The organism is Deltaproteobacteria bacterium, assembly GCA_035063765.1.
Taxonomy (GTDB): domain Bacteria; phylum Myxococcota_A; class UBA9160; order UBA9160; family PR03; genus CAADGG01.
Genome location: JAPSFT010000007.1, coordinates 235,370 through 253,534, shown reverse-complemented (window position 1 = coordinate 253,534; position 18,165 = coordinate 235,370). Strand labels below are relative to the sequence as shown.

Here is an 18,165-nt window from a genome sequence, read left to right as displayed (position 1 = left end):
CGCCGGCCGGGCCCGCGCCGCCCGCGCAGGCCAGGATCGGGCGCATGCCGCGCACGGATCAGTCGATGGCGACGAGGCGCCCGGCGGAGCTGCGCCGCTGCGCGTCGAGCGCGGCCACCAGGGCGCCGACGGAGCGGCGCGTCGAGAGCTCCGTCATGCGGCGCTCGAGGAAGCGCGGGAGGCCGACACCCGACTCGGAGCGCACCGTGAGCTCGATGCGCGAGCCCCCGTCACCGCTCGCGCGCACGCGCCAGTGCGAGGCGAGCGCGAGCACGTCGCTCGGCGCGTTGGGGTCGAGCGTGCAGTCGATACGGCGCGCAGCGGTGTCGACCTCGGTGGCGAGCGTGTAGCGGACCGTGCGGCCGGCAACGCGCGAGCGCGTGTGCAGGCGCAGGTGCCGCTCGTCGACGGGCTCCACGACCAGGTCGGTGACGGTGGGGAAGACCTGCTCCCAGCGCGCGAAGTCGACGAGCAGGGCCCAGACCGTCTCGGGCGGGTCGGCAACCCGGGTGCTGGCGCGGGCCTCCTCGACGGCGTGGGCGGCGGGCGCGAGCAGGGCGAGCGCGAGCCCGAGCCCGATCCGGCGAGGGCGGGCGCCGATCCCGCGCGGGAACGGGCGCCCGACGCGGCCGCGTCTGCGGGTCCCGGCCCCTCCTCCGCTTCCGGTACCGACCCTGATCCGGCTGGGCATCCTCACCTCCGCCGTTCTTGTCGGTCCCCAGGATCGGGGCTGGAGCCGGCCGCGGCTGTGAGGCCTCTCACAGCCCGCTTTCACCGCCCGGGCGGGGCGCCGGTATGCTGCGGGCCCGGAGGGGGGAGCGTGCCGATCCCGAAGCAAAGGTCAGGTGGCCGACACCGGCTGCTGGCGGTCCGCCTTGCGGCGGTGCGGCTCGCGCTCGCCGCGCTGGCGGTCGCCGGGTGCGTGCCGGCGCCGGGGCCCGTGCGGCGGCCGAGCCCGGACGCGGCGGCGCTCGAGCGCGCCGTGCTCTCGACGCTCGACCCGGGCGCGGACCCCTGTGTCGACTTCCACCAGTACGCCTGCGGCGGCTGGCTTGCAGCCGTGCCCGTTCCGGTCGACCGGCCGCAGGTGATGCGCAGCTTCAGCTCCATCGACGCGCGCAACCGCATGCTGCTCGTGCGCGTGCTCGAGCGCGAGACGGACACGCCCGGGCACCGCCGCGCGTCGGCGTTCTTCGACAGCTGCATGGACGTGGCGGCGGTCGAGGCGACGGCGCTCGGGCCCCTCGAGCCCTGGCTCCGGGAGATCGATGCGGCCGAGGGCCTCGAGGCGGTGTTCGCGATCGCGGCGCGGCTGCGCCGGGTGCCGGGTGCGAGCCCGCTCGTCGCGCTCGCGATCGAGCGGGATCCCCTCGATCCGGGCCGCCACGTGCTGATGCTCGCTCCGGGCGGCTTCGGGATGCCCGACCCGCGCCTCTACGGGGACGGCGCCCAGGGGCTCGCGAGCGAGTACCGCAACCACGTCGGGCGCATGCTCGAGCTCGCAGGTACGCGCGGGCCGCGGGCGCGCGCGCAGGCGCGGGGGATCCTCGCGTTCGAGACGGCGCTCGCGCGGGCGGCGGAGGCGCACGGTGCCGGCGGCGAGGCGGAGCACGCCCCGGCGGTCGTACGCGGCCGTGCGGCGCTCGCGGCGCTCGATCCGGCGCTGCCCTGGGACGCCTGGTTCGCGGCGCTCGGCGCGCCGGGGCTCGATGCGATCGAGGTGGCGGATCCTGCCTTCGTCCGGGCACTCGGGGCGGCGCTGCGCGAGGCCCGGCCCGAGGTGCTCCGCGCCTACCTGCGCTGGCAGCTCCTGCACGCCATCGCCGAGCGCCTGCCCCGCGCGTTCGACGAGGAGGACTTCGCGTTCGAGCGCAGGATCACGGGAGCCGTCGCGATGGCGCCGCGCCCGGAGCGCTGCGCGGAGGCGACGCTGGCGGCGCTGCCCGACGAGACGAGCCGCGCCTACGTGGTGGCGGCCTTCGGCGGCGAGAGCCGCGCCGTGGCCGAGGCGATGCTCGACGGCATCGCCGCCGCGTTCGAGGCGTCGCTGCCCGAGGTCGCGTGGATGGACGATGCCACGCGCGCGGCGGCGGCGGCCAAGGCGCGCGCGGTCGTCCGCAAGGTGGGCCATCCCGAGCCGTGGCCGGCGGGGACGACCTTCGCGGTGCACCCGGATCGCTTCCTCGAGAACTCGCTCGCGGCCGGCGAAGCGAGGCTCGGCCGCGAGCTCGCGGCGGCGGGGGCGCCGGTGGACCCGGCCGCCTGGCCGGTGGCGGCGATCGCGATGCGCGCCTTCTACGACCCGCGCGCCAACCAGATCGTCGTGCCCGCCGGGGTGCTCCAGCCCCCGCTCTTCGACGTCGGGCTGCCGGCGGCGATGCGCTGGGGTGCGGCCGGGGCGATGCTCGGTCACGAGTGGACCCACGGCTTCGACGCCGAGGGACAGCTCTTCGATGCGGCCGGCCGGCTGGCCCCCTGGTGGAGCACCGCGAGCGCCGCGCGCTTCACCGACGCATCGAGGTGTCTGATCGAGCGCTATGGGCGCTTCGAGGTCGAGCCCGGCCTGCACGTCGACGGCCGGCTCACCTTTGCGGAGAACGCCGCGGACCTGGGTGGCGTCGCGCTCGCGCACCGCGCCTGGCGCGCCGCGGCCGGCGACTCTGCGGACGACCCGTCCCCGGTCGCGGGCCTCAGCGAGGAGCAGCTCTTCTTCGTCGCGTACGCCCAGACCTGGTGTGCGCGAGCCCACCCCGCCTACGACGCCGCCATGGCCCGCAGCGATCCCCGCGCCCGCCCCCGCTTCCGCATCGACGGCCCCCTCGCCGAACTCCCCGCCTTCCATCGCGCCTTCTCCTGCCCCCAACCCCCCACCTGCCACGTCTGGTAGGGGCGGGTAGCGGCGGGGACAGACCCGGCGATCCGGCGATTCGCCGGTTCGAGGGTGCGCGCCGCCGAGAACCGGCGTTCTCGGTGGTCGCGTAGCGGCACGGCGATACCCTCCGGCCTGCACCCGGTCCCGCGGAACCATCCGTGCCGAGGCGCAACCGGATCGACCATGCCGGCCTGACCCACCACGTCGTGGTCCGCGGCGTCGAGCGGCGAACGATCTTCGTCGACGACCAGGATCGCGAGGACCTCCTCCGGCGGCTCGATCTCGTCCTCGAGGAATCCCGGGTGGAATGCCTGGCGTGGGCCCTGATCCCCAATCACTTTCATCTCGTCCTCCGCATCGGCGACGTCCCGCTGTCGCGGGTGATGAGTCGGATCGGTACCGGCTACGCCCGCCGATTCAACGAGCGACACGTGCGGGTCGGACACCTGTTCCAGAATCGCTACCTCTCGCGACCGATCCGCGACGATGCGGATCTGCTCGGCATCGTTCGATACGTCCACCTCAATCCGGTCCGCCACCGGATCGTGCCCGGACGGGAAGCGCTCGACTCCTTCCCGTGGTGCGGACACGCGGCGCTGATCGGCGAACGGCAGCCTCACATGTTCCACGCGGTCGACGCAGCCCTGCGTATCTTCGCCGACACCCGCACGGAGGCGCGCCGGCAGCTCCAGAGCTGGATGACGGCGGAGCCGGAGCCGCTTCCCGCCGATGCTGCTCCGGCCGCGACCCTCGATCCCGGCGAGCTCCTCGAGCTCGCGCAGATGGCCCGGCGAGCCGACGAACCTCCCGGTTCTCCGGGAGAGCTCGATCGGGTCCGAGGACTCGTCGCGTCGCTGGCCGGAATTGCGGCCGACGAGCTCCGGGGTCCTTCCAAACGGCACGCCGCGGTACGGGGTCGCGCGCTCGTCTGCCACCTCGCCTCCACCCGGCTCGGGCTCTCGAATCACGCCATCGCGCACGCATTGGAGATCTCGGAGCGGGCGGCCGCGCGGGGAACGAGGCTGGGCGCGCAGCTCGCGGAGTCCCCGGAGCCGATCGCTCGTGCGCTCCGTTCGGCCTGGGGCGAATCGCCGGATCGCCGGGACTGTCCCCGCCTCAGTCCAGGTCGGCCCAGACCGGAGCGTGGTCGCTCGGCGTGAGCTCGCCGCGCTTCTTGCGCCAGTCCCGGTCGATCTCGACCGCGCGCACCCGCAGCGCCACCGGGCCGGTCGCGAGCAGGCAGTCGATGCGAAGCCCCTGGCGGCGGTGGAAGGCGCCGCCCCGGTAGTCCCACCACGAGAAGGCCTGCAGATCGGGATGGCGGGCCCGGAACAGGTCGACCCAGCCCGCCCCGACCAGCCGGCGGAAGCGCGCGCGCTCCTCGTCGGTGTGGAAGATGGCTCCGCGCAGGGCCGCCTCGTTCCACGAGTCGATGCCGGCCGGGCAGACGTTGAAGTCTCCGCCCACGACCGCGGCGGTGCCCGGCGCATGGCTGCGCGCCAGGTGCTCCGCGAGCGCGTCGTACCAGGCGAGCTTGCGCGGGAAGTCGTCGTGGCCCGTGTGCTTGCCGTTCGGGCAGTAGACGCTCGTGAAGAGCAGGCCACCGGCGCGCGCCGTGAGCAGGCGCGCCCCCGCCTCCTCCTGGCCGGGCAGACCGCGCTGCACCATCTCGAGCGGCTCGCGCGCCAGCACCGCGACGCCGTTCCAGCTCTTCTGTCCGTGGACCGCCGCGTGATAGCCGGCCTTCTCGATCTCGGCCCACGGGAACTGCTCGTCGGGAACCTTCAGCTCCTGGAGGCCGACCACGTCCGGCTGGCGCTCGGCCAGCCACTGGAGCAGGAAGTCGAGGCGCGCCCGCACGCCGTTGACGTTCCAGGTCGCGATCCGCATGGCGGGACTCTACCCTGCACGGAGGCCGACGCGCAGCGAGCCGAAGGCGAGCGAAGGTCATCGGGAGGAGAGCTCGTTGGGGCGTCCCCAGGAACGCGCGGGGCTCGTGTTCGCGGCCCTGTGCGCGCTGAACGGCGCGTTCGTGCCCGCCGTCGCGAAGCTCACGACGGGCGCCGCCGACGGCCTCTTCGTGGCCGCCGCCACCAGCGTCTTCGCCGGTCTGGCCGCACTCGTGCTGCTCGCCGCGCGTGGCGAGCTCGGGCGCCTGTTCGCACGCGCGCGGCTCCCGTACCTGCTCGCGATCGGCGCGCTCGGCACCGCCGTCACCTTCCTCCTCTTCTACGAGGGTGCGCGGCGCACGAGCGCGATCCTGACCGCACTGTGCCTCCAGATCGAGCCCGTCTACTCGTTGCTCCTCGCGCGCGTCGCACTCGGCCACCCGCTGACGCCCCGGCGGATCGGGGCCGTCGCTGTGATCCTGGCCGGGATCGCGCTCGCGCTGAGCCCGGCGGGCGGCGACGGCTGGCTCGGGGTCACCCTCCTGCTCGCGACGCCGCTCGGCTGGCAGCTCTCGCACCTGATCGTGCTGCGTGGACTCGGCGACGTGGCGCCCCTCAACCTGACCGGTGCCCGCTACCTGTTCGGGGGCGTGATCCTGGCCGCGGTCTGGGCCGTGAGCGGCGGCGTCGCGCGGCTCCCGGTCGGCGACGCGCTCGCGCGCCTCGTGCCGGTCCTCGCGCTCCAGGGGATCGTGCTCTCGTTCGTCGGCACCCTGCTCTGGTACGCCACGATCGCGCGACTCGACCTCGCGCGAGCCACTTCGATCGTGGTGCCCTCGATCCCGCTGCTCTCGCTCGGCGCGAGCTTCCTGCTGCTCGGCGAGGTCGCGGGCCCGCGTGAGTGGGCGGGCCTGGCGCTCACCGCCGCCGGCGTCCTCGCCTTCGTGACGGCGCCCGACGCCCACGAGCCGCGCGTACGGGTCCCGTCCCCGACCGCGCCGATCGTGGTGGCGGACCCCGAATGAGCAGGGGCCACCGGCCGCTACGCAAAAGATGCAGGCCACGTCCCCGGGGCTCGCGCCGTTCCCGGGCTTGCGCGTGCGGTCAGCTGGTGGGGTCGGACTCGCAGCCCTCGCGGACCCAGCCCGGCAGGCAGCCTTCGGCGTGACACTGCTCTTCGAGGGCCTCGACGCGGCGCTCGCCGGTGCGCCGCGCCGCCTCGGCTTCGTCGAGCTCGTCGGTCTCGCAGTCCGGGCGCACGCCTCCGTGCTGGCGGCACTGCTCGAGGCTCTCCCGGGCCGCTTCCCACTCGTCGTCGAGGCCTGCGATCTCCTCGCGTAGGGCGGCGCCGCGCGCACACCAGTCCGCGGCGGCGGCGAGTTGCTCGAGCGGGCAGCCGGCAGCGAGACCGTAGTGGCTGCAGCGCCGCTCGTGCGCGCTGCGGCAGCGCACCTTGTCGAGTGGGCTCACGATCGCGTCGCAGCCGGGGTTGGCGCTCGAGGCGTCGGCGGCAGGCGCGGGCGTCTCCGTGGCCGGCGGCACGTGGCCGGCGCCTCCCGCTGGGGTCCTGTCGGCCGGAGGTGCCGTCGCGGGCGGTGCCTCCTCGGGGGGCGCTGCGGGCGCGATGGACGCGGCCGCTGCGGGCCGCGGCGCCGGTGGCTCGAGCGGCGTACGAGACAGCACCTCGGCGCCCGCCGGCAGGCGCCTCTCGTCGTCGACGAAGCCGATCGAGCCGTCGGGCGTGCGGTAGCGGATCAGCTCGCCGGCCCGCGCCGCAGCGGCGAAGAGCGGCGGCGAAGCGATCGCGAGCAGGAGCGCGAGCGCGAGCGGCGGGAGGCGCATGTCCGCCCCTATCGGGCCGCGACTGCGGGGGCTTTAGACGAGGGCAGCGCCGGCAGCGCCCGCGGCACTCCTTCCGGTGCTCGCCGGAATCGCTGCCACCCCGACCACCATTACGAGAACAGCCCTGCGCCGGCCCCTGTCCGCCAGATCCCCGAGAATCGCCGAATCGCCGGGACTGTCCCCGCCGCGCACGGCCCGCGCGCTCCGGGGATTGCACCGACGTGACGGCACCCGCTCGCGCGGGCCCCCACAGGGGGGAGCGGGACCACGTCCTCGGCTAGGGTCCCCGGCGCATCACCGGTTCACCCGCCGCGGCCACGAACCGATGAAGGCGCAGGGGGAAAGCCATGGAGCGGATGCCGCGCCGCCGGCCGGGCCACGCTTCGCTGCGGCTCCTCGCGCTCGCCGTCGGGCTCGCCACGCTCGCGACGGTGCCTGCACACGCCGCCGGCCGGGCCTCGGCTGCGGCCGTGCTGCCACGCGCGGAGCTGCTCGAGCGCGCGCTCGCCGCCTATCGCCGCGTCCTCGCGAACGGGCAGGTCGCGAACCCCGTCCTCACCGTGATCGACTACTCGCTGCCGTCCTCGCGGCGGCGCCTGTGGGTGGTGGATCCCGAGACCCGACGCGTGCTGGCCCACGAGTACGTGGCCCACGGGCGCGGCTCGGGCGACGAGCGCGACCCCGCGCGCGCCGTCCGCTTCGGCAACCAGCCGTCGAGCCATCGCACGAGCCTCGGCACCTTCCTGACCGGCGATACCTACACCGGCCAGCACGGCCTGTCGCTCGAGCTCGACGGCCTCGACCCCGGCGTCAACGACCGCGCGCGCGAGCGCCGCATCGTGATCCACCCGGCCGACTACGTGAGCGCCGCGTTCCGCGCCCGCAGCGGCGGTTGGGTCGGGCGGAGCTTCGGCTGCCCGGCGCTCGCGCCCGACGTGGCGCCCCGCCTGATCGAGCGCATCCGCGGCGGCAGCGTGTTGTTCGCGGGCCGCGGGGAAGAGCCGGCGACCGTCGCCCAGCGCTAACGCGGGCCGGCGGCCAGCACGCGCTCGAGCTTCGCGTCGTACCCGTACACGTCGTCGTAGAACTCGATCTGGGCGCGCAGGCCGCCGGCGCCGTCCGGAACCGGGCGCACGACCGCGGTGGTGTAGAAGATCACGACCGGCACCGGCGGGTCGACCTTCACCGCGATCTCCTTCCTTCCTGCCATCGCCTCGCGCTGGCGTGCGGGCGGCCAGTCGGCGCGCTCGCGCAGCACCCAGGCGGCGAGGTCGTCCGGACGCTCGACGCGGATGCAGCCGTGGCTGAAGTCACGCCGCGCGCGTGCGAAGAGCCCGCGCGCGGGCGTGTCGTGCAGGTACACGCTGTGCGAGTTCGGAAACAGGAACTTGACCCGCCCGAGCGCGTTCTTCGGGCCGGGCCGCTGGCGCAGCCGCGCCGCTCCGCTCGCGAGCTCGGCCAGGCCACCGCCCATGATCTCCATGCCCTGGGCGGCGAGATAGCCGGGGTTCCGGTGCAGCTTCGGGAGGACCTCGTTCACGACGATGCTGCGCGGCACGTTCCAGTAGGGCGCGAAGGCCACCGTGTCGAGCCCGCCCGTGAAGACCGGCGTGCGGGTACCGGCCTTGCCGACCACGACGCGCATCGCGAGCGCCGGCCTGCTGCTGCGGCCGAGCTCGTCGAAGGCGAAGAGCTCGAAGGCCGGGATGTTGACGAAGATCGCGCGCTCCGAACCCGCGGCATCGCGGGGGCTTCGCGGCAGGGCCGGGATCCAGCGCAGCCGCTCGAGGGCGAGCACGATCTGGCGCACGCGGTGCTCGGCGGGCACCGCGAGGGCGCGGGCGGTCGCGGGGCCGATCACGCCGTCGGGCTCGAGCCCGTGGCGGGCCTGGAAGCGCTGGACTCCCGCGACGAGCCCGGCGTCGTAGACCGGCGACGACGGGGTGCCCGCGGGCAGGTCGCCGAGCGCGATCAGCCAGTCGCGCAGGCCGTCGCAGGCGGGGCAGGGGGCGCCGGGCGCGAGCTTGCCCGTCACGGCGACCGGGCCGACGGTCGTATCGGCGGCGAGGGCCCGGTAGAGCGCGAGCTGATCGACCAGGAGCCGGTGCTGCGCGAAGGCCGGCGCCGCGTCGGCGACGAGCTCCGGGACGCGATCCTCGGCAACGGCCCGGGCGACCGCCGCGGCCAGGTCGTCCCTCCTCGGGCCGGGATCGAAGCCGAACGAGAGCTGCCTCGGGTTCACCCGCCCGCTCTGGAGATCCGAGAGGTGGCGCAGGAAGTCCACCGACAGCGCGACGTCGAAGCGGGCCAGGGTGTCGGGCGTCGCGGCCGCACCGGCGGCGAGGCCCTGGCGGGCGCCGTCGAGCCGCACGGCGTCGGTGTCCGCCGCGGAGAGCCCGAGCGCGTCGGCGCCGAGGAGCGCGTGGGTGGCGTCGGCGGCGGGTCTGGTGGGGCGGCCGTCCTCGAGCCAGAGGGGCTGCCAGCCGCGCGGCTCGTAGAGCTCGATCAGGGCCTTCCGGGAGTCGGAGAAGTCCGGCCAGCGCAGGTCGACGAGCGAGCCGGCGGAGACCAGGGCCTCGATGTGCGCGGCCGTCTCGCCGCGCGGCGGGTCGTCGGGCGCGCCGCTCGCGGGCGCGGACGCGGCTGCCAGCGCCAGCCCGATCGCGATCGCAAGGGTCCGCCGCCACCACCCCATCCCGCCGCCTCCGGGGCTCGCGAGACGCGCTAGGCGGACGGCTCGGCGACCGTCTCCTCGGATCGTACGGACCCCTCGCCCGCCTCGGGAGCGCGCCCGGTGTAGCGCATCACCCGCGCGGGAACCCCGATCGCCGTGGCGCCGGGCGGCACGTCGCTGACGACCAGCGAGTTCGCCGCCACGCGCGCACCGTCCCCGATCGTGACGGCCCCCAGGATCTTCGCGCCGGCCCCGATGAAGACGTCGTTCCCGAGCTGCGGGACACCCCCCCGTCCCATGTTCGTTCCCAGCGTCACATCGTGCATGAGGCCTACGCGGTCTCCGATCACCACCCCGGGATGGACCTTGATGTTGCCCGAATGGACCAGATGGAATCCCTCGCCCACGATCGCCTCGCGGTTCAGCGTGATCCCCGTGGCGAGCTCGACCCCGAGGAAGAGCAGCCCGTAGACCTTCGACGTGACCCAGCGTGCAGCCCGTGTGCGCCGCGCGAGAGACCAGCGGCCGAAGCGATAGACCACCATCGCCCAGAGGGCGGGATTGAGCAGGGAGCGGCCGTGCCGGTGGTAGTCCGCGCGAACCTGGTCGAACATCGGCGGCGATCCTTCTCCCGACGGCTACCCGGCACCCACCCGCTCGCGCAGGGCATGCGCGAGCGTCCGTACGAGCTCGCGGGCCGCTCGGTCCTGTCCCAGCGCGTTCAGGTGCCGGCCGTCGCTCGCATAGGCCGGCACCAGGCTCGGGTGGTCGGTCCCGCCACGGCGGAAGGTCTCGGGTCTACCGTCGGGATGCGTCGATTCCACGGCGGCGAGGTCGAAGATGGGATCGCTCGGAAACGCCTGCCGGAGGAGCTCGTTGTACCCGGCCCGGCGCATGTTCGAGCGCGCCGTGCGGTCCTCGAAGCCCGTGACGCGCTTCACCAGGCCCCTCCACCCGGGATCGCTCACCTCGAGCGGCGTCGTCACGTGAACGAACACGGTTCGGGGATGACGAGCGCGCAGGCGCTCGATCACGGAGCGGTACCGGTCGACGAGCGCACGGACGTCGGTGTCCTCGCGCACGTCGACGTAGCAGAGCTTCATGAGCGCGACGTCCGGGCTCGTCCCGCCTTCGCCGCCGAGCAGCCTCTCGAAGGCGTCGAGCTTGCTCTCCGGATGCCCGTTCTTGCCACCCATCGCGTGCGCGAAGACGGGGTCCGGCAGGGACCGGGCCGCGGCCTCGTCGACCAGGCGGAGGTCGAGCTTCTCCCTGCCCGCGAAGAGCCGCTCCAGACCCTCGAGCACGTTCGAACCCACCGACATGTGCTGGAACAGGATCCGCGCCCCGGCCACCTGCCGCAGATCCCGCGCGAGATCGCTCTCCATCGCCTGCTCCTCGATTCCGCTCCGAACGCCAGGAGCCCGCTCCTCGCTGCCCTCGCCCGTACAGGCGACCACGCCGAGCGCCATCGCCGCCACCAGCGCTGCGGCCCCCAGCATCGTCGTCATGACCGGCTCACGCATCCTCGCGAGGCGGGATGGCTTCCACGAGCACGGGCTCGGCTCGCAGGTAGTCGGTCACGCGCCGCTTGCCGTCGATGTCCCGGTAGACCCGACTCACCTGCTCCTCGGAGAGGCCGAGCAACCTGCCGACCGCCGCCGGCTCGACGCCATTCGTGCGGCCCCACAAGCACAGGTCCATCTGGTCGTAGGGGAGCGAGAAGTAGAACTCCTCCTGCGACTGCGGCAGCGAGTAGGTGTCCGTGGTCGGCGGCCGCCGGCGGATGTTCTCCGGAACGCCCAGGTGGGCGGCGAGCGCGTAGACCTGCGTCTTGTACAGATGGGCGATCGGCTTCACGTCGGCGAGGCCGTCGCCGCCCTTCACGAAGAAGCCCTGATCGTACTCGAGGCGGTTCGGCGTGCCGGCGACGGCGTAGTTCAGGCGGTCCGCGTGGTAGTACTCGAGCATCTTGCGTGTCCGCTGCTTGAAGTTCGTGGCCGCGACGACGCCGAGATAGGCCTCGGTACTCATGCGTGCGCGCACCTCGCGTCCATCGGGCGCGCGGGCCACCACGGAGAAGACCCGGTACTGGTCGCTGTCCACCACGCTCGGCAGGACGATCTTGCTCTTCCAGCCCTCGCCGTACTCGGGAATCACCTGGCGGATCGCCTCGTCGCGGCGGCGGTAGCAGCCAACGGCTCGCAGGGTCTCGCTGAGGTCCTCGATCACGTGCTCTACCGCGAGCGAGCGGACGAGCTCGAGGCCGAGCTCTCTCGACTCGTGCGCCGCCGCAGACTCCCCCTCGGGCAGCAGGAGCGCGAAGACCCGCTCGGGGCCGAAGGCCCGCACGGCGAGCGCCGCGACCACGCTGCTGTCGATACCGCCCGAGACGGCCACCACGACGCCGCGCTTGCGAAAGCGCTGGAAGACGGCCTCGCGAAGCGTCCGGACGATCTGGTCGGTTGCCGCCTCCCCGTCGAGCTTCAGCACGTCGCGGGGGATCTCACGCGACACGACCATCCGCCTGCTCCTTTCCCTTCGCGTGGACGAAGCGAGCGACTCGTGCGATGGAGTCGAGGTTCTCGGGGATCATCTCCTCGTCCGCCACCTGGAGCGCAAATCGCTCTTCGAGGAAGGCGATGAGCTCGAGGACCCCCGTCGAGTCGATGAGACCCGTGTCGAGAAACGAGTCCTCGTTGCCGAGCGCCGACTCGTCGCCCCCCAACAGGAAGGTCTCCACCACGAAGTTCCGGACCTGCTCCAGGATTTCCTGCACGTTGCTCACCCTCGAAAGCCGTTGATGTACTGCTCCAGCAGGAGCTGGGTCGAGATCACGCTCACGACCGCCATGTCGTCCCTGACGCCGATCGCACGCCCCTTGTCGAACTTCGCCACGAGCTTCGTCACGGCGTCGGCATCGAACAAGCCATCGACCTCGATGCGCCGGGGATCGAGCAGTGCTCGCACGTAGTCTGGACGCCCGACACCGTTTGCGCCACCGAGCAGGCTCTCGCCGTCGGGTGCGCGGTAGGGCTGCTTGGGACGCTGCAGGACGGAGGGAGGCAGGAGATCACGTGCCGCGCGCTTGAGGACGTGCTTCTCGTCGAGGACCTTCATCTTGTGCGTGGGCGGCATGCGCGCGGCCAGCTCCATCACGCCCACGTCGAGGAAGGGGAAACGAGCCTCGACCGAGTGCGCCATCGCCACGCGGTCTGCCTGGGAGGCGAGGATGTAGCCCGGCATCAGGATCCGCATCTCCAGGAACTGCGCCTGTTCGAGGAGGTCCCAGCGCTCGAAGTCCGGCGGCAGGAGCGCGCGTGCGGCCGCGAACGGATCGTGGCCGGCGAGGGCCTCCCGCACGGCAGGGGCGTAGAGGAGCTTCGCCTTCGCCGTGAGGTCCCAGCGCGGCAGGTGGGAGAAGAAGGGGTTGGCCCGCAGCGACCCGCTCACGTGGAAGAAGGCGCGCAGGTAGGCGGGTGGCTGGGCCTGGATGTTCTTCATGTAGGGATAGAGGCGCCGCAACAGCAGGGGGCGCAGGCGCGACTGCGGCTGGCGTGCCCAGAAGGCGCGGATCTTCGCTTCCTTGAAGATGTCGTAGCCGCCCAGGACCTCGTCGGAGCCCTCTCCGGTGAGCACGACCTTGAGCCCGTCTGCGCGCACGCGCTGGGCCAGCAGGTAGAGCGGGGCGGGAGCCGTGCGCACGAGAGGCGTCTCCGCGTGCCAGATCACGGCCGGGAACACCCGCCCGATGTCCGCCTTCGTGCAGTGCACCGGATAGTGGTCCGTACCGAGGTGACGCGCGACCTCCTTCTGGAAGGCGCTCTCGTCGTACTCGGGATCCTCGAAGGTGATCGAGAACGTACGTAGCGGTGTGTCGGTGAATCGCGCGATCATCGCCACGACGATGGAGGAGTCGAGGCCTCCGCTGAGGTACGCTCCCGTCGGCACGTCGGCGCGCAGGCGCAGGCGCGTGGCGTCGATCAGCCGCTCGCGAAGCCGCTCGGCGTTCTCGTCGATCGAGGTGTGGCCGAGGGCCTGCTCGAAGCGGACGTCCCAATGCGACCAGGTGGTGGTCTTCCCGTCGCACACCCGCATGGACGATCCCGGAGGAAGCTGCTTCACGTTCTCGAAGACGGTGCGCGGCGCAATCGGCGTCCAGAACGTGAGCACCTGATCGAGTCCGCGCAGATCGATGCGCCGCGCAGGGGCACCGTGCGCGAAGAGGGCCTTCACCTCGGACGCGAACAGGAACTGCCCCTCGGCGACGGTGTAGTAGAGCGGTCGGACACCGACACGATCCCGGGAGAGGAACAGCGATCTGCGTCTCCGGTCCCAGATCGCGAAGGCCCACTGGCCGTTGAGGTCGTGGACGCAGTCCTCGCCCTTCTCCTCGTAGAGGTGAAGGATGACCTCGGTGTCGGAGCGGGTCCGGAACCGGTGCCCGCGGCGCACGAGCTCCTCGCGGAGCTCCACGTAGTTGAAGATCTCGCCGTTGAAGGTGATGCACAGGTCGCCCCCCTGGCTCCGCATGGGCTGCGATCCGCCAGCGAGGTCGATGATGGACAGGCGGGCGTGGCCGAGGGCGACGGGGCCTTCCGCCCACACGCCGGTTGCATCGGGGCCACGATGGCGCAGGATCCCGAGCATGCGCTCCAGGGGCTGCGGGTCGACGGGCTCGCCGCGCAGGCTGCATATGCCGACCACACCACACATGATCGCTCCCGTCTATCGACCCGACGGCGTTCGCCCTGAGGCATCGCGGCGGTTGCGGTGAGGCCGTGCCGCGCGCGTGTGCCTCACCGCCCGGCCCCGCGTGCCCGAACCCGCGTTTCCCTGGATGGACTGGTGCCCCGCGGCCGCGAAACCGTGATCCTGCGCGACGGCCGGCAGACCGGGCGCTGGAGTCTGGCATACCCCTCGTTCACGGTGCCAGGAGGCTCTCCGGTCCCGGGGCCGGGGCAGCGCGCCCGGCGATCGCTTGCCGGGCCGGCCCTGGCGCCGCGGCTCGGGATCGTGTCACGAGCACGCAGGATCGTGGGCCAGGGCCGCGACAGCCTCTACGGTCTCCGGGGATCTCGCGGCCCCGGGTCCGGCTCCCCGGCCGGCGCCGCGGCAGGCGCACCGTTCAGCTCGCTGCTTCCGTTCACCGCAAGAGACGGGGAGCCACCCGAAGCGAACCGATGCGAGTCCACCTCGTCCACGAATTCCTGGAGCAGAGCGCCCGGCGCACGCCCGAGCAGCCGTTCCTCGTCCACGAAGGGCGCGGTCTCGCCTACGCCGAGGTCGATGCGGGGGCGAATGCCCTGGCGGCGGCGCTGCTCCGGGAGGGCCTCCGGGCGGGTGATCGCGTGGCCCTCCTCGCCCGCAACTCCCCGCTCTACGTCGAGGCCTACTACGGCATCCTGAAGGCGGGCGGGGTAGCCGTGCCCCTCAACACCGCCGCGGACCCCGCCTCGCTCGCGTACTTCCTGGGTCATTGCGGCGCTCGCCATGCCGTGGTCGGAGCGGGCTGCGAACGCGCCCTGATCGCGGCTCTCGCGCAGGGCACACCCGTCGAGACGATCTTCTTCGAGAAGCCCGTAGCCGATCGCCTGCTCCCCACGCCCGTGCGCGGGATCCCGGTCGGCGAGGCGCTGGCCACGGCGACGGCCGATCCCCCGAGCCGGCGGCGAATCGACCTGGACGTCGCCGCGATCATCTACACCTCGGGAAGTACCGGCCGCCCCCAAGGTGCGACGCTCACGCACCTGAACCTGGTGACGAACGTGAGCTCGATCGTTGCCTACCTGGCGCTCGAACCCTCGGATCGGGTGCTCGCGGTCCTTCCCTTCTACTACGTGTACGGGAAGTCGGTCCTCAACACCCACGCCGCGGTCGGTGGAACGGTCGTGATCGAGAACCGCTTCCAGTACCCGAACACCGCTCTCGACACGCTCGAACAGGAGCGCTGTACGGGCTTCTCGGGGGTCCCGTCGACCTTCTCGATCCTGCTGCACCGCTCGAACCTGGCCGAACGTGCGCTCGAGCACCTCCGCTACGTGACCCAGGCCGGGGGCGCCATGAGCCCGCGGATCACCCGGCAACTGATCGACGCGCTTCCCGGAAAGCGCATCTTCGTCATGTACGGTGCGACGGAGGCGGGCGCGCGCCTGTCCTACGTTCCGCCCGAGCGCCTGGCCGAGAAGATCGGATCGATCGGAATCGCGATCCCGAACGTGGAGCTCACCGTTCGCCTCCCTGGCGGCGCCGAAGCCGCCGTGGGCGAGGAGGGCGAGCTCGTGGCCCGTGGCTCGAACCTGATGCGCGGGTACTGGGACGACCCCGAGGCCACCGCGCGCGTGCTCGACGAGCACGGCTACCACACCGGCGATCTCGGCTATCGCGACGAGGACGGCTTCCTCTTCCTCGTGGGCCGCAAGGCCGACATGATCAAGGCGGGGGCGCACCGCGTCTCGGCCAAGGAGATCGAGGAGGCGATCCTCGAGCATCCGGCGATCGTCGAGGCGGCCGTGATCGGGGTGGAGGACGAGATCCTCGGCGAGCGGATCGTGGGGTACGTGGCGCTACGGGACGGGGCGAGCCTCGAGGTCGAGGAGCTCCGCAAGGACCTCAGGCGGCGGCTTGCCGCGTACAAGGTCCCATCCGAGATCCTCGTGCGCGACGAGCTGCCGAAGAACGAATCGGGGAAGATCCAGAAGCGCGCGCTCTCCTAGCGCGGAGGCCGGAGTTGCCGCGACGGCCCGGGCCGTCAGGTGCCCATCGCCGGATCGCTGATGTCCCTCCGTCCGTTCTCGGCGCGTCCCGCGAAGCGGCGGGAGAAGTCGGGTGCCTCGCTGCACGTCACCGTGAAGTCGTACCAGCGGTGGCTTCTCGAGAGGTGCCAGCGGCGCATCCGCTCGGAGGCGGGGGGCACCCGCACCGTGTACGAGGCCGGCTTCCGGTACGCGTTCGGCGCCAGCACGAAGGTGCACGGCGCCGCTCCCGCGTTGATCAGCCGGATCGAGACCCTCCTCCCGGCCTCGACCTGCGCCTCGACGCCGGCGGCAGGCAGCCTTCCCTGCACGTGCCGGAGGAAGCCGTTCGGTCCCATCACCCACAGGTCGTAGGCGTCGTCGGCCGGCCAGGTGTCCGCGAGCGTCCCGCCGGCCTCGACCGCGTAGCGCCGGGGGCCGGCCTCGAGCTGGAGGCGGTCGTAGACGTGGAAGACCGCTCCCGCGCGGCCGGTCGCCCGGAACGCCAGCCGGACGCCGCCCGCGAGCTCCTCCGCGTCGGCCGCCAGCTCGTAGGGCAGGGCGCGCGATCGCCGGTAGCCGATCGCCTGGGCGGGCACCGTCCCCTCGCTGCCGAGCGGGATCGGCACCTGCGGCAGCGCCTGTTGCGCGCTGGAGATCGCCGTCGCCTCTTCCCGCGTGAGCTGCGGCAGCGCCGTGAAGGGCGTGCGATTCGGGTGCCGGAACTCGAAGGCCGAGGTGAGGTCCCCCAGCATCGCGCGCCGCCAGGGGCTGATGTTGGGCTCGAGGACCCCGAAGCGCACCTCGAGGAAACGGATCAGCGAGGTGTGGTCGAAGGCTTCGGAGTCGACCCACCCGCCCCGGGTCCACGGGGAGACGATGGTCATCGGCACGCGCGGGCCCGGCCCGAAGACGCCGCCGTCGGCGGTGTAGCGCTCGCTCGTGTCTTCGACCGTGCTGGCGCCCGCCAGCGAGAGATCGGCCCGCAGCGACGGCGCGCAGGGCGGCGGGACGTGGTCGAAGTAACCGTCGTTCTCGTCGAACATCACGAACAGCACCGTCCGGGCGAAGACCTCCGGGTCGGCGGTGAGGGCGTTCAGCACCTCCTGGGTGTAGAAGCCGCCCTGCACCGGGCTCGACGGGACGGGATGCTCGGACCAGATCGCGGGCGCCACGACCCACGACACCTGGGGCAGGGCGCCGGCGAGCACGTCGTTGCGCAGCCCGTCGAGGTTCGCGTTCGTGAGCGTCGTCGAGAGCCCCTTCTCGACGAGCGGCGAGGGCGTGCCCGCGTAGAAGGGCTCGCGGTACTGGCGGAAGCCGGCCAGGGAGTTGTCGCTGAAGTTGTCGTAGAGGTCCTGGTAGACCTTCCACGAGATCCCCGCCGCCTCGAGGCGTTCGGCGTAGGTGGTCCAGGTGAAGCCGGTCTCGGGCGGTCCGAGCCAGTCGTTCTTGTTCGTGATCGCTGGTCCGCCGCCGGTTGCGAAGGGGTCGTTCGTGCCGGTGAACATGAAGAGCCGGTTCGGGTTCGTGCCGCCGTGGAAGGAGCAGTGATAGGCATCACAGACGGTGAAGGCGTTGGCGAGCGCGAACTGGAAGGGAAGCTCGGCCTCCGTGTAGTAGCCCATCGACCACGGCTGCTTGAACTGCGGCCAGTGGCCCGTCGCTCCGGCCGCCCAGGCGCTCTGCGCGTCGGGGTAGGTGTGGGGCGTGCCGTAGACCCGCTGCGCGTTGCCGATCGTCGCGTCGAGGTGGTAGGGCAACACGGTCGTGCCGTCGCCGAGCTGCTGCTCCCACACGGAGCGACCGCCGGGGAGCGGGATCGTGATGCGATCGCCGAAGCCGCGGACGCCCGCCATCGTCCCGAAGTAGTGGTCGAAGGCGCGGTTCTCCTGCATCAGGATGACGACGTGTTCGATGTCCAGGATGCTGCGGCGCCGCGCTCGCGCCGGGATGGCGAGCGCCCGCTGGATGCTCGGGGGGAACATCGTGACGGCGACGGTGGCGCCGGCGAGCTGGAGGAACGAGCGTCGCGAGAGATCCTGCATGCGTCCTGTGGGCTCCCTGCGCCCGCTCGGGGCGCTCCGTTGCGTCTCCGGGGCCGGCGTTCTCCGCGGGCCCGGCGGAGGATACCCGCGGCGGCGTCTGGGCGAGATC

Annotated in this window: 15 protein-coding genes; 5 read left to right on the top strand and 10 right to left on the bottom strand. The window is 72.7% G+C overall.

The genetic code is table 11. From position 1 onward, the window contains the following. Window positions 1–58: 58 nt before the first annotated feature. Window positions 59–691 (bottom strand): SRPBCC family protein, encoded by a 633-nt coding sequence (locus OZ948_07530; GenBank protein ID MEB2344572.1) that lies wholly within the window; start codon window positions 689–691, stop codon window positions 59–61. A gap of 129 nt (window positions 692–820) precedes the next feature. Between OZ948_07530 and OZ948_07525 the strand changes: the two genes are divergently transcribed. Both OZ948_07525 and OZ948_07520 read left to right on the top strand, forming a co-directional pair. Further along, on the top strand, window positions 821–2,887 hold the full coding sequence (locus tag OZ948_07525) for a M13 family metallopeptidase (protein MEB2344571.1): 2,067 nt from the start codon (window positions 821–823) through the stop codon (window positions 2,885–2,887). 143 nt (window positions 2,888–3,030) lie between these two features. Further along, on the top strand, window positions 3,031–4,032 hold the full coding sequence (locus tag OZ948_07520; GenBank protein MEB2344570.1) for a transposase: 1,002 nt from the start codon (window positions 3,031–3,033) through the stop codon (window positions 4,030–4,032). On the opposite strand, the gene OZ948_07515 is transcribed toward OZ948_07520, so the two are convergent. After that, entirely contained in the window at window positions 3,989–4,762 is a 774-nt protein-coding gene (locus tag OZ948_07515; protein ID MEB2344569.1) for an exodeoxyribonuclease III, read from the bottom strand. The genes OZ948_07520 and OZ948_07515 overlap by 44 nt on opposite strands. A 76-nt stretch (window positions 4,763–4,838) precedes the next feature. On the opposite strand from OZ948_07515, the gene OZ948_07510 reads away from it, so the two are divergent. Then, window positions 4,839–5,786 (top strand): DMT family transporter, encoded by a 948-nt coding sequence (locus tag OZ948_07510; GenBank protein MEB2344568.1) that lies wholly within the window; start codon window positions 4,839–4,841, stop codon window positions 5,784–5,786. A gap of 79 nt (window positions 5,787–5,865) precedes the next feature. On the opposite strand, the gene OZ948_07505 is transcribed toward OZ948_07510, so the two are convergent. Beyond that, window positions 5,866–6,603, bottom strand: coding sequence for a hypothetical protein (locus tag OZ948_07505; protein MEB2344567.1), 738 nt, complete (start codon window positions 6,601–6,603; stop codon window positions 5,866–5,868). Window positions 6,604–6,950: 347 nt separating this feature from the next. Between OZ948_07505 and OZ948_07500 the strand changes: the two genes are divergently transcribed. Next, the gene (locus OZ948_07500) at window positions 6,951–7,628 is read left to right on the top strand and encodes a murein L,D-transpeptidase catalytic domain family protein (protein MEB2344566.1); all 678 of its coding nucleotides are present in this window, start codon (window positions 6,951–6,953) and stop codon (window positions 7,626–7,628) included. On the opposite strand, the gene OZ948_07495 is transcribed toward OZ948_07500, so the two are convergent. Genes OZ948_07495 through asnB form a run of 6 tightly spaced genes read right to left on the bottom strand, consistent with a single transcriptional unit; the run spans window position 7,625 to window position 13,990 of the window. Continuing rightward, a complete protein-coding gene (locus OZ948_07495; protein ID MEB2344565.1) occupies window positions 7,625–9,298 on the bottom strand; it encodes a L,D-transpeptidase family protein in 1,674 nt (557 codons plus the stop codon). The genes OZ948_07500 and OZ948_07495 overlap by 4 nt on opposite strands. Before the next feature lie 29 nt (window positions 9,299–9,327). After that, entirely contained in the window at window positions 9,328–9,891 is a 564-nt protein-coding gene (locus tag OZ948_07490; protein MEB2344564.1) for a serine acetyltransferase, read from the bottom strand. Between the two features lie 24 nt (window positions 9,892–9,915). Next, window positions 9,916–10,785, bottom strand: coding sequence for an SGNH/GDSL hydrolase family protein (locus OZ948_07485; protein MEB2344563.1), 870 nt, complete (start codon window positions 10,783–10,785; stop codon window positions 9,916–9,918). A 7-nt stretch (window positions 10,786–10,792) separates the two neighbouring features. Then, the gene (gene nadE / locus OZ948_07480; protein MEB2344562.1) at window positions 10,793–11,791 is read right to left on the bottom strand and encodes an NAD(+) synthase; all 999 of its coding nucleotides are present in this window, start codon (window positions 11,789–11,791) and stop codon (window positions 10,793–10,795) included. Beyond that, on the bottom strand, window positions 11,781–12,053 hold the full coding sequence (locus tag OZ948_07475; GenBank protein ID MEB2344561.1) for an acyl carrier protein: 273 nt from the start codon (window positions 12,051–12,053) through the stop codon (window positions 11,781–11,783). Before OZ948_07475 ends, nadE begins: the two co-directional genes overlap by 11 nt. A gap of 5 nt (window positions 12,054–12,058) precedes the next feature. After that, the gene (gene asnB, locus OZ948_07470) at window positions 12,059–13,990 is read right to left on the bottom strand and encodes an asparagine synthase (glutamine-hydrolyzing) (GenBank protein ID MEB2344560.1); all 1,932 of its coding nucleotides are present in this window, start codon (window positions 13,988–13,990) and stop codon (window positions 12,059–12,061) included. Between the two features lie 467 nt (window positions 13,991–14,457). On the opposite strand from asnB, the gene OZ948_07465 reads away from it, so the two are divergent. After that, window positions 14,458–15,990, top strand: a complete 1,533-nt coding sequence (locus OZ948_07465; GenBank protein ID MEB2344559.1) for an AMP-binding protein — start codon at window positions 14,458–14,460, stop codon at window positions 15,988–15,990. A 35-nt stretch (window positions 15,991–16,025) separates the two neighbouring features. On the opposite strand, the gene OZ948_07460 is transcribed toward OZ948_07465, so the two are convergent. Then, the gene (locus OZ948_07460) at window positions 16,026–18,056 is read right to left on the bottom strand and encodes a phospholipase C, phosphocholine-specific (GenBank protein ID MEB2344558.1); all 2,031 of its coding nucleotides are present in this window, start codon (window positions 18,054–18,056) and stop codon (window positions 16,026–16,028) included. Window positions 18,057–18,165 lie beyond the last annotated feature (109 nt).

Bases quoted from the DNA above. Each gene is read 5' to 3' on its own strand.
- OZ948_07530 (MEB2344572.1), bottom strand. From the start codon at position 691: ATGCCCAGCCGGATCAGGGTCGGTACCGGAAGCGGAGGAGGGGCCGGG.
- OZ948_07515 (MEB2344569.1), bottom strand. From the start codon at position 4,762: ATGCGGATCGCGACCTGGAACGTCAACGGCGTGCGGGCGCGCCTCGAC.
- OZ948_07505 (MEB2344567.1), bottom strand. From the start codon at position 6,603: ATGCGCCTCCCGCCGCTCGCGCTCGCGCTCCTGCTCGCGATCGCTTCG.
- OZ948_07500 (MEB2344566.1), top strand. From the start codon at position 6,951: ATGGAGCGGATGCCGCGCCGCCGGCCGGGCCACGCTTCGCTGCGGCTC.
- OZ948_07495 (MEB2344565.1), bottom strand. From the start codon at position 9,298: ATGGGGTGGTGGCGGCGGACCCTTGCGATCGCGATCGGGCTGGCGCTG.
- OZ948_07490 (MEB2344564.1), bottom strand. From the start codon at position 9,891: ATGTTCGACCAGGTTCGCGCGGACTACCACCGGCACGGCCGCTCCCTG.
- OZ948_07485 (MEB2344563.1), bottom strand. From the start codon at position 10,785: ATGACGACGATGCTGGGGGCCGCAGCGCTGGTGGCGGCGATGGCGCTC.
- asnB (MEB2344560.1), bottom strand. From the start codon at position 13,990: ATGTGTGGTGTGGTCGGCATATGCAGCCTGCGCGGCGAGCCCGTCGAC.
- OZ948_07465 (MEB2344559.1), top strand. From the start codon at position 14,458: ATGCGAGTCCACCTCGTCCACGAATTCCTGGAGCAGAGCGCCCGGCGC.
- OZ948_07460 (MEB2344558.1), bottom strand. From the start codon at position 18,056: ATGCAGGATCTCTCGCGACGCTCGTTCCTCCAGCTCGCCGGCGCCACC.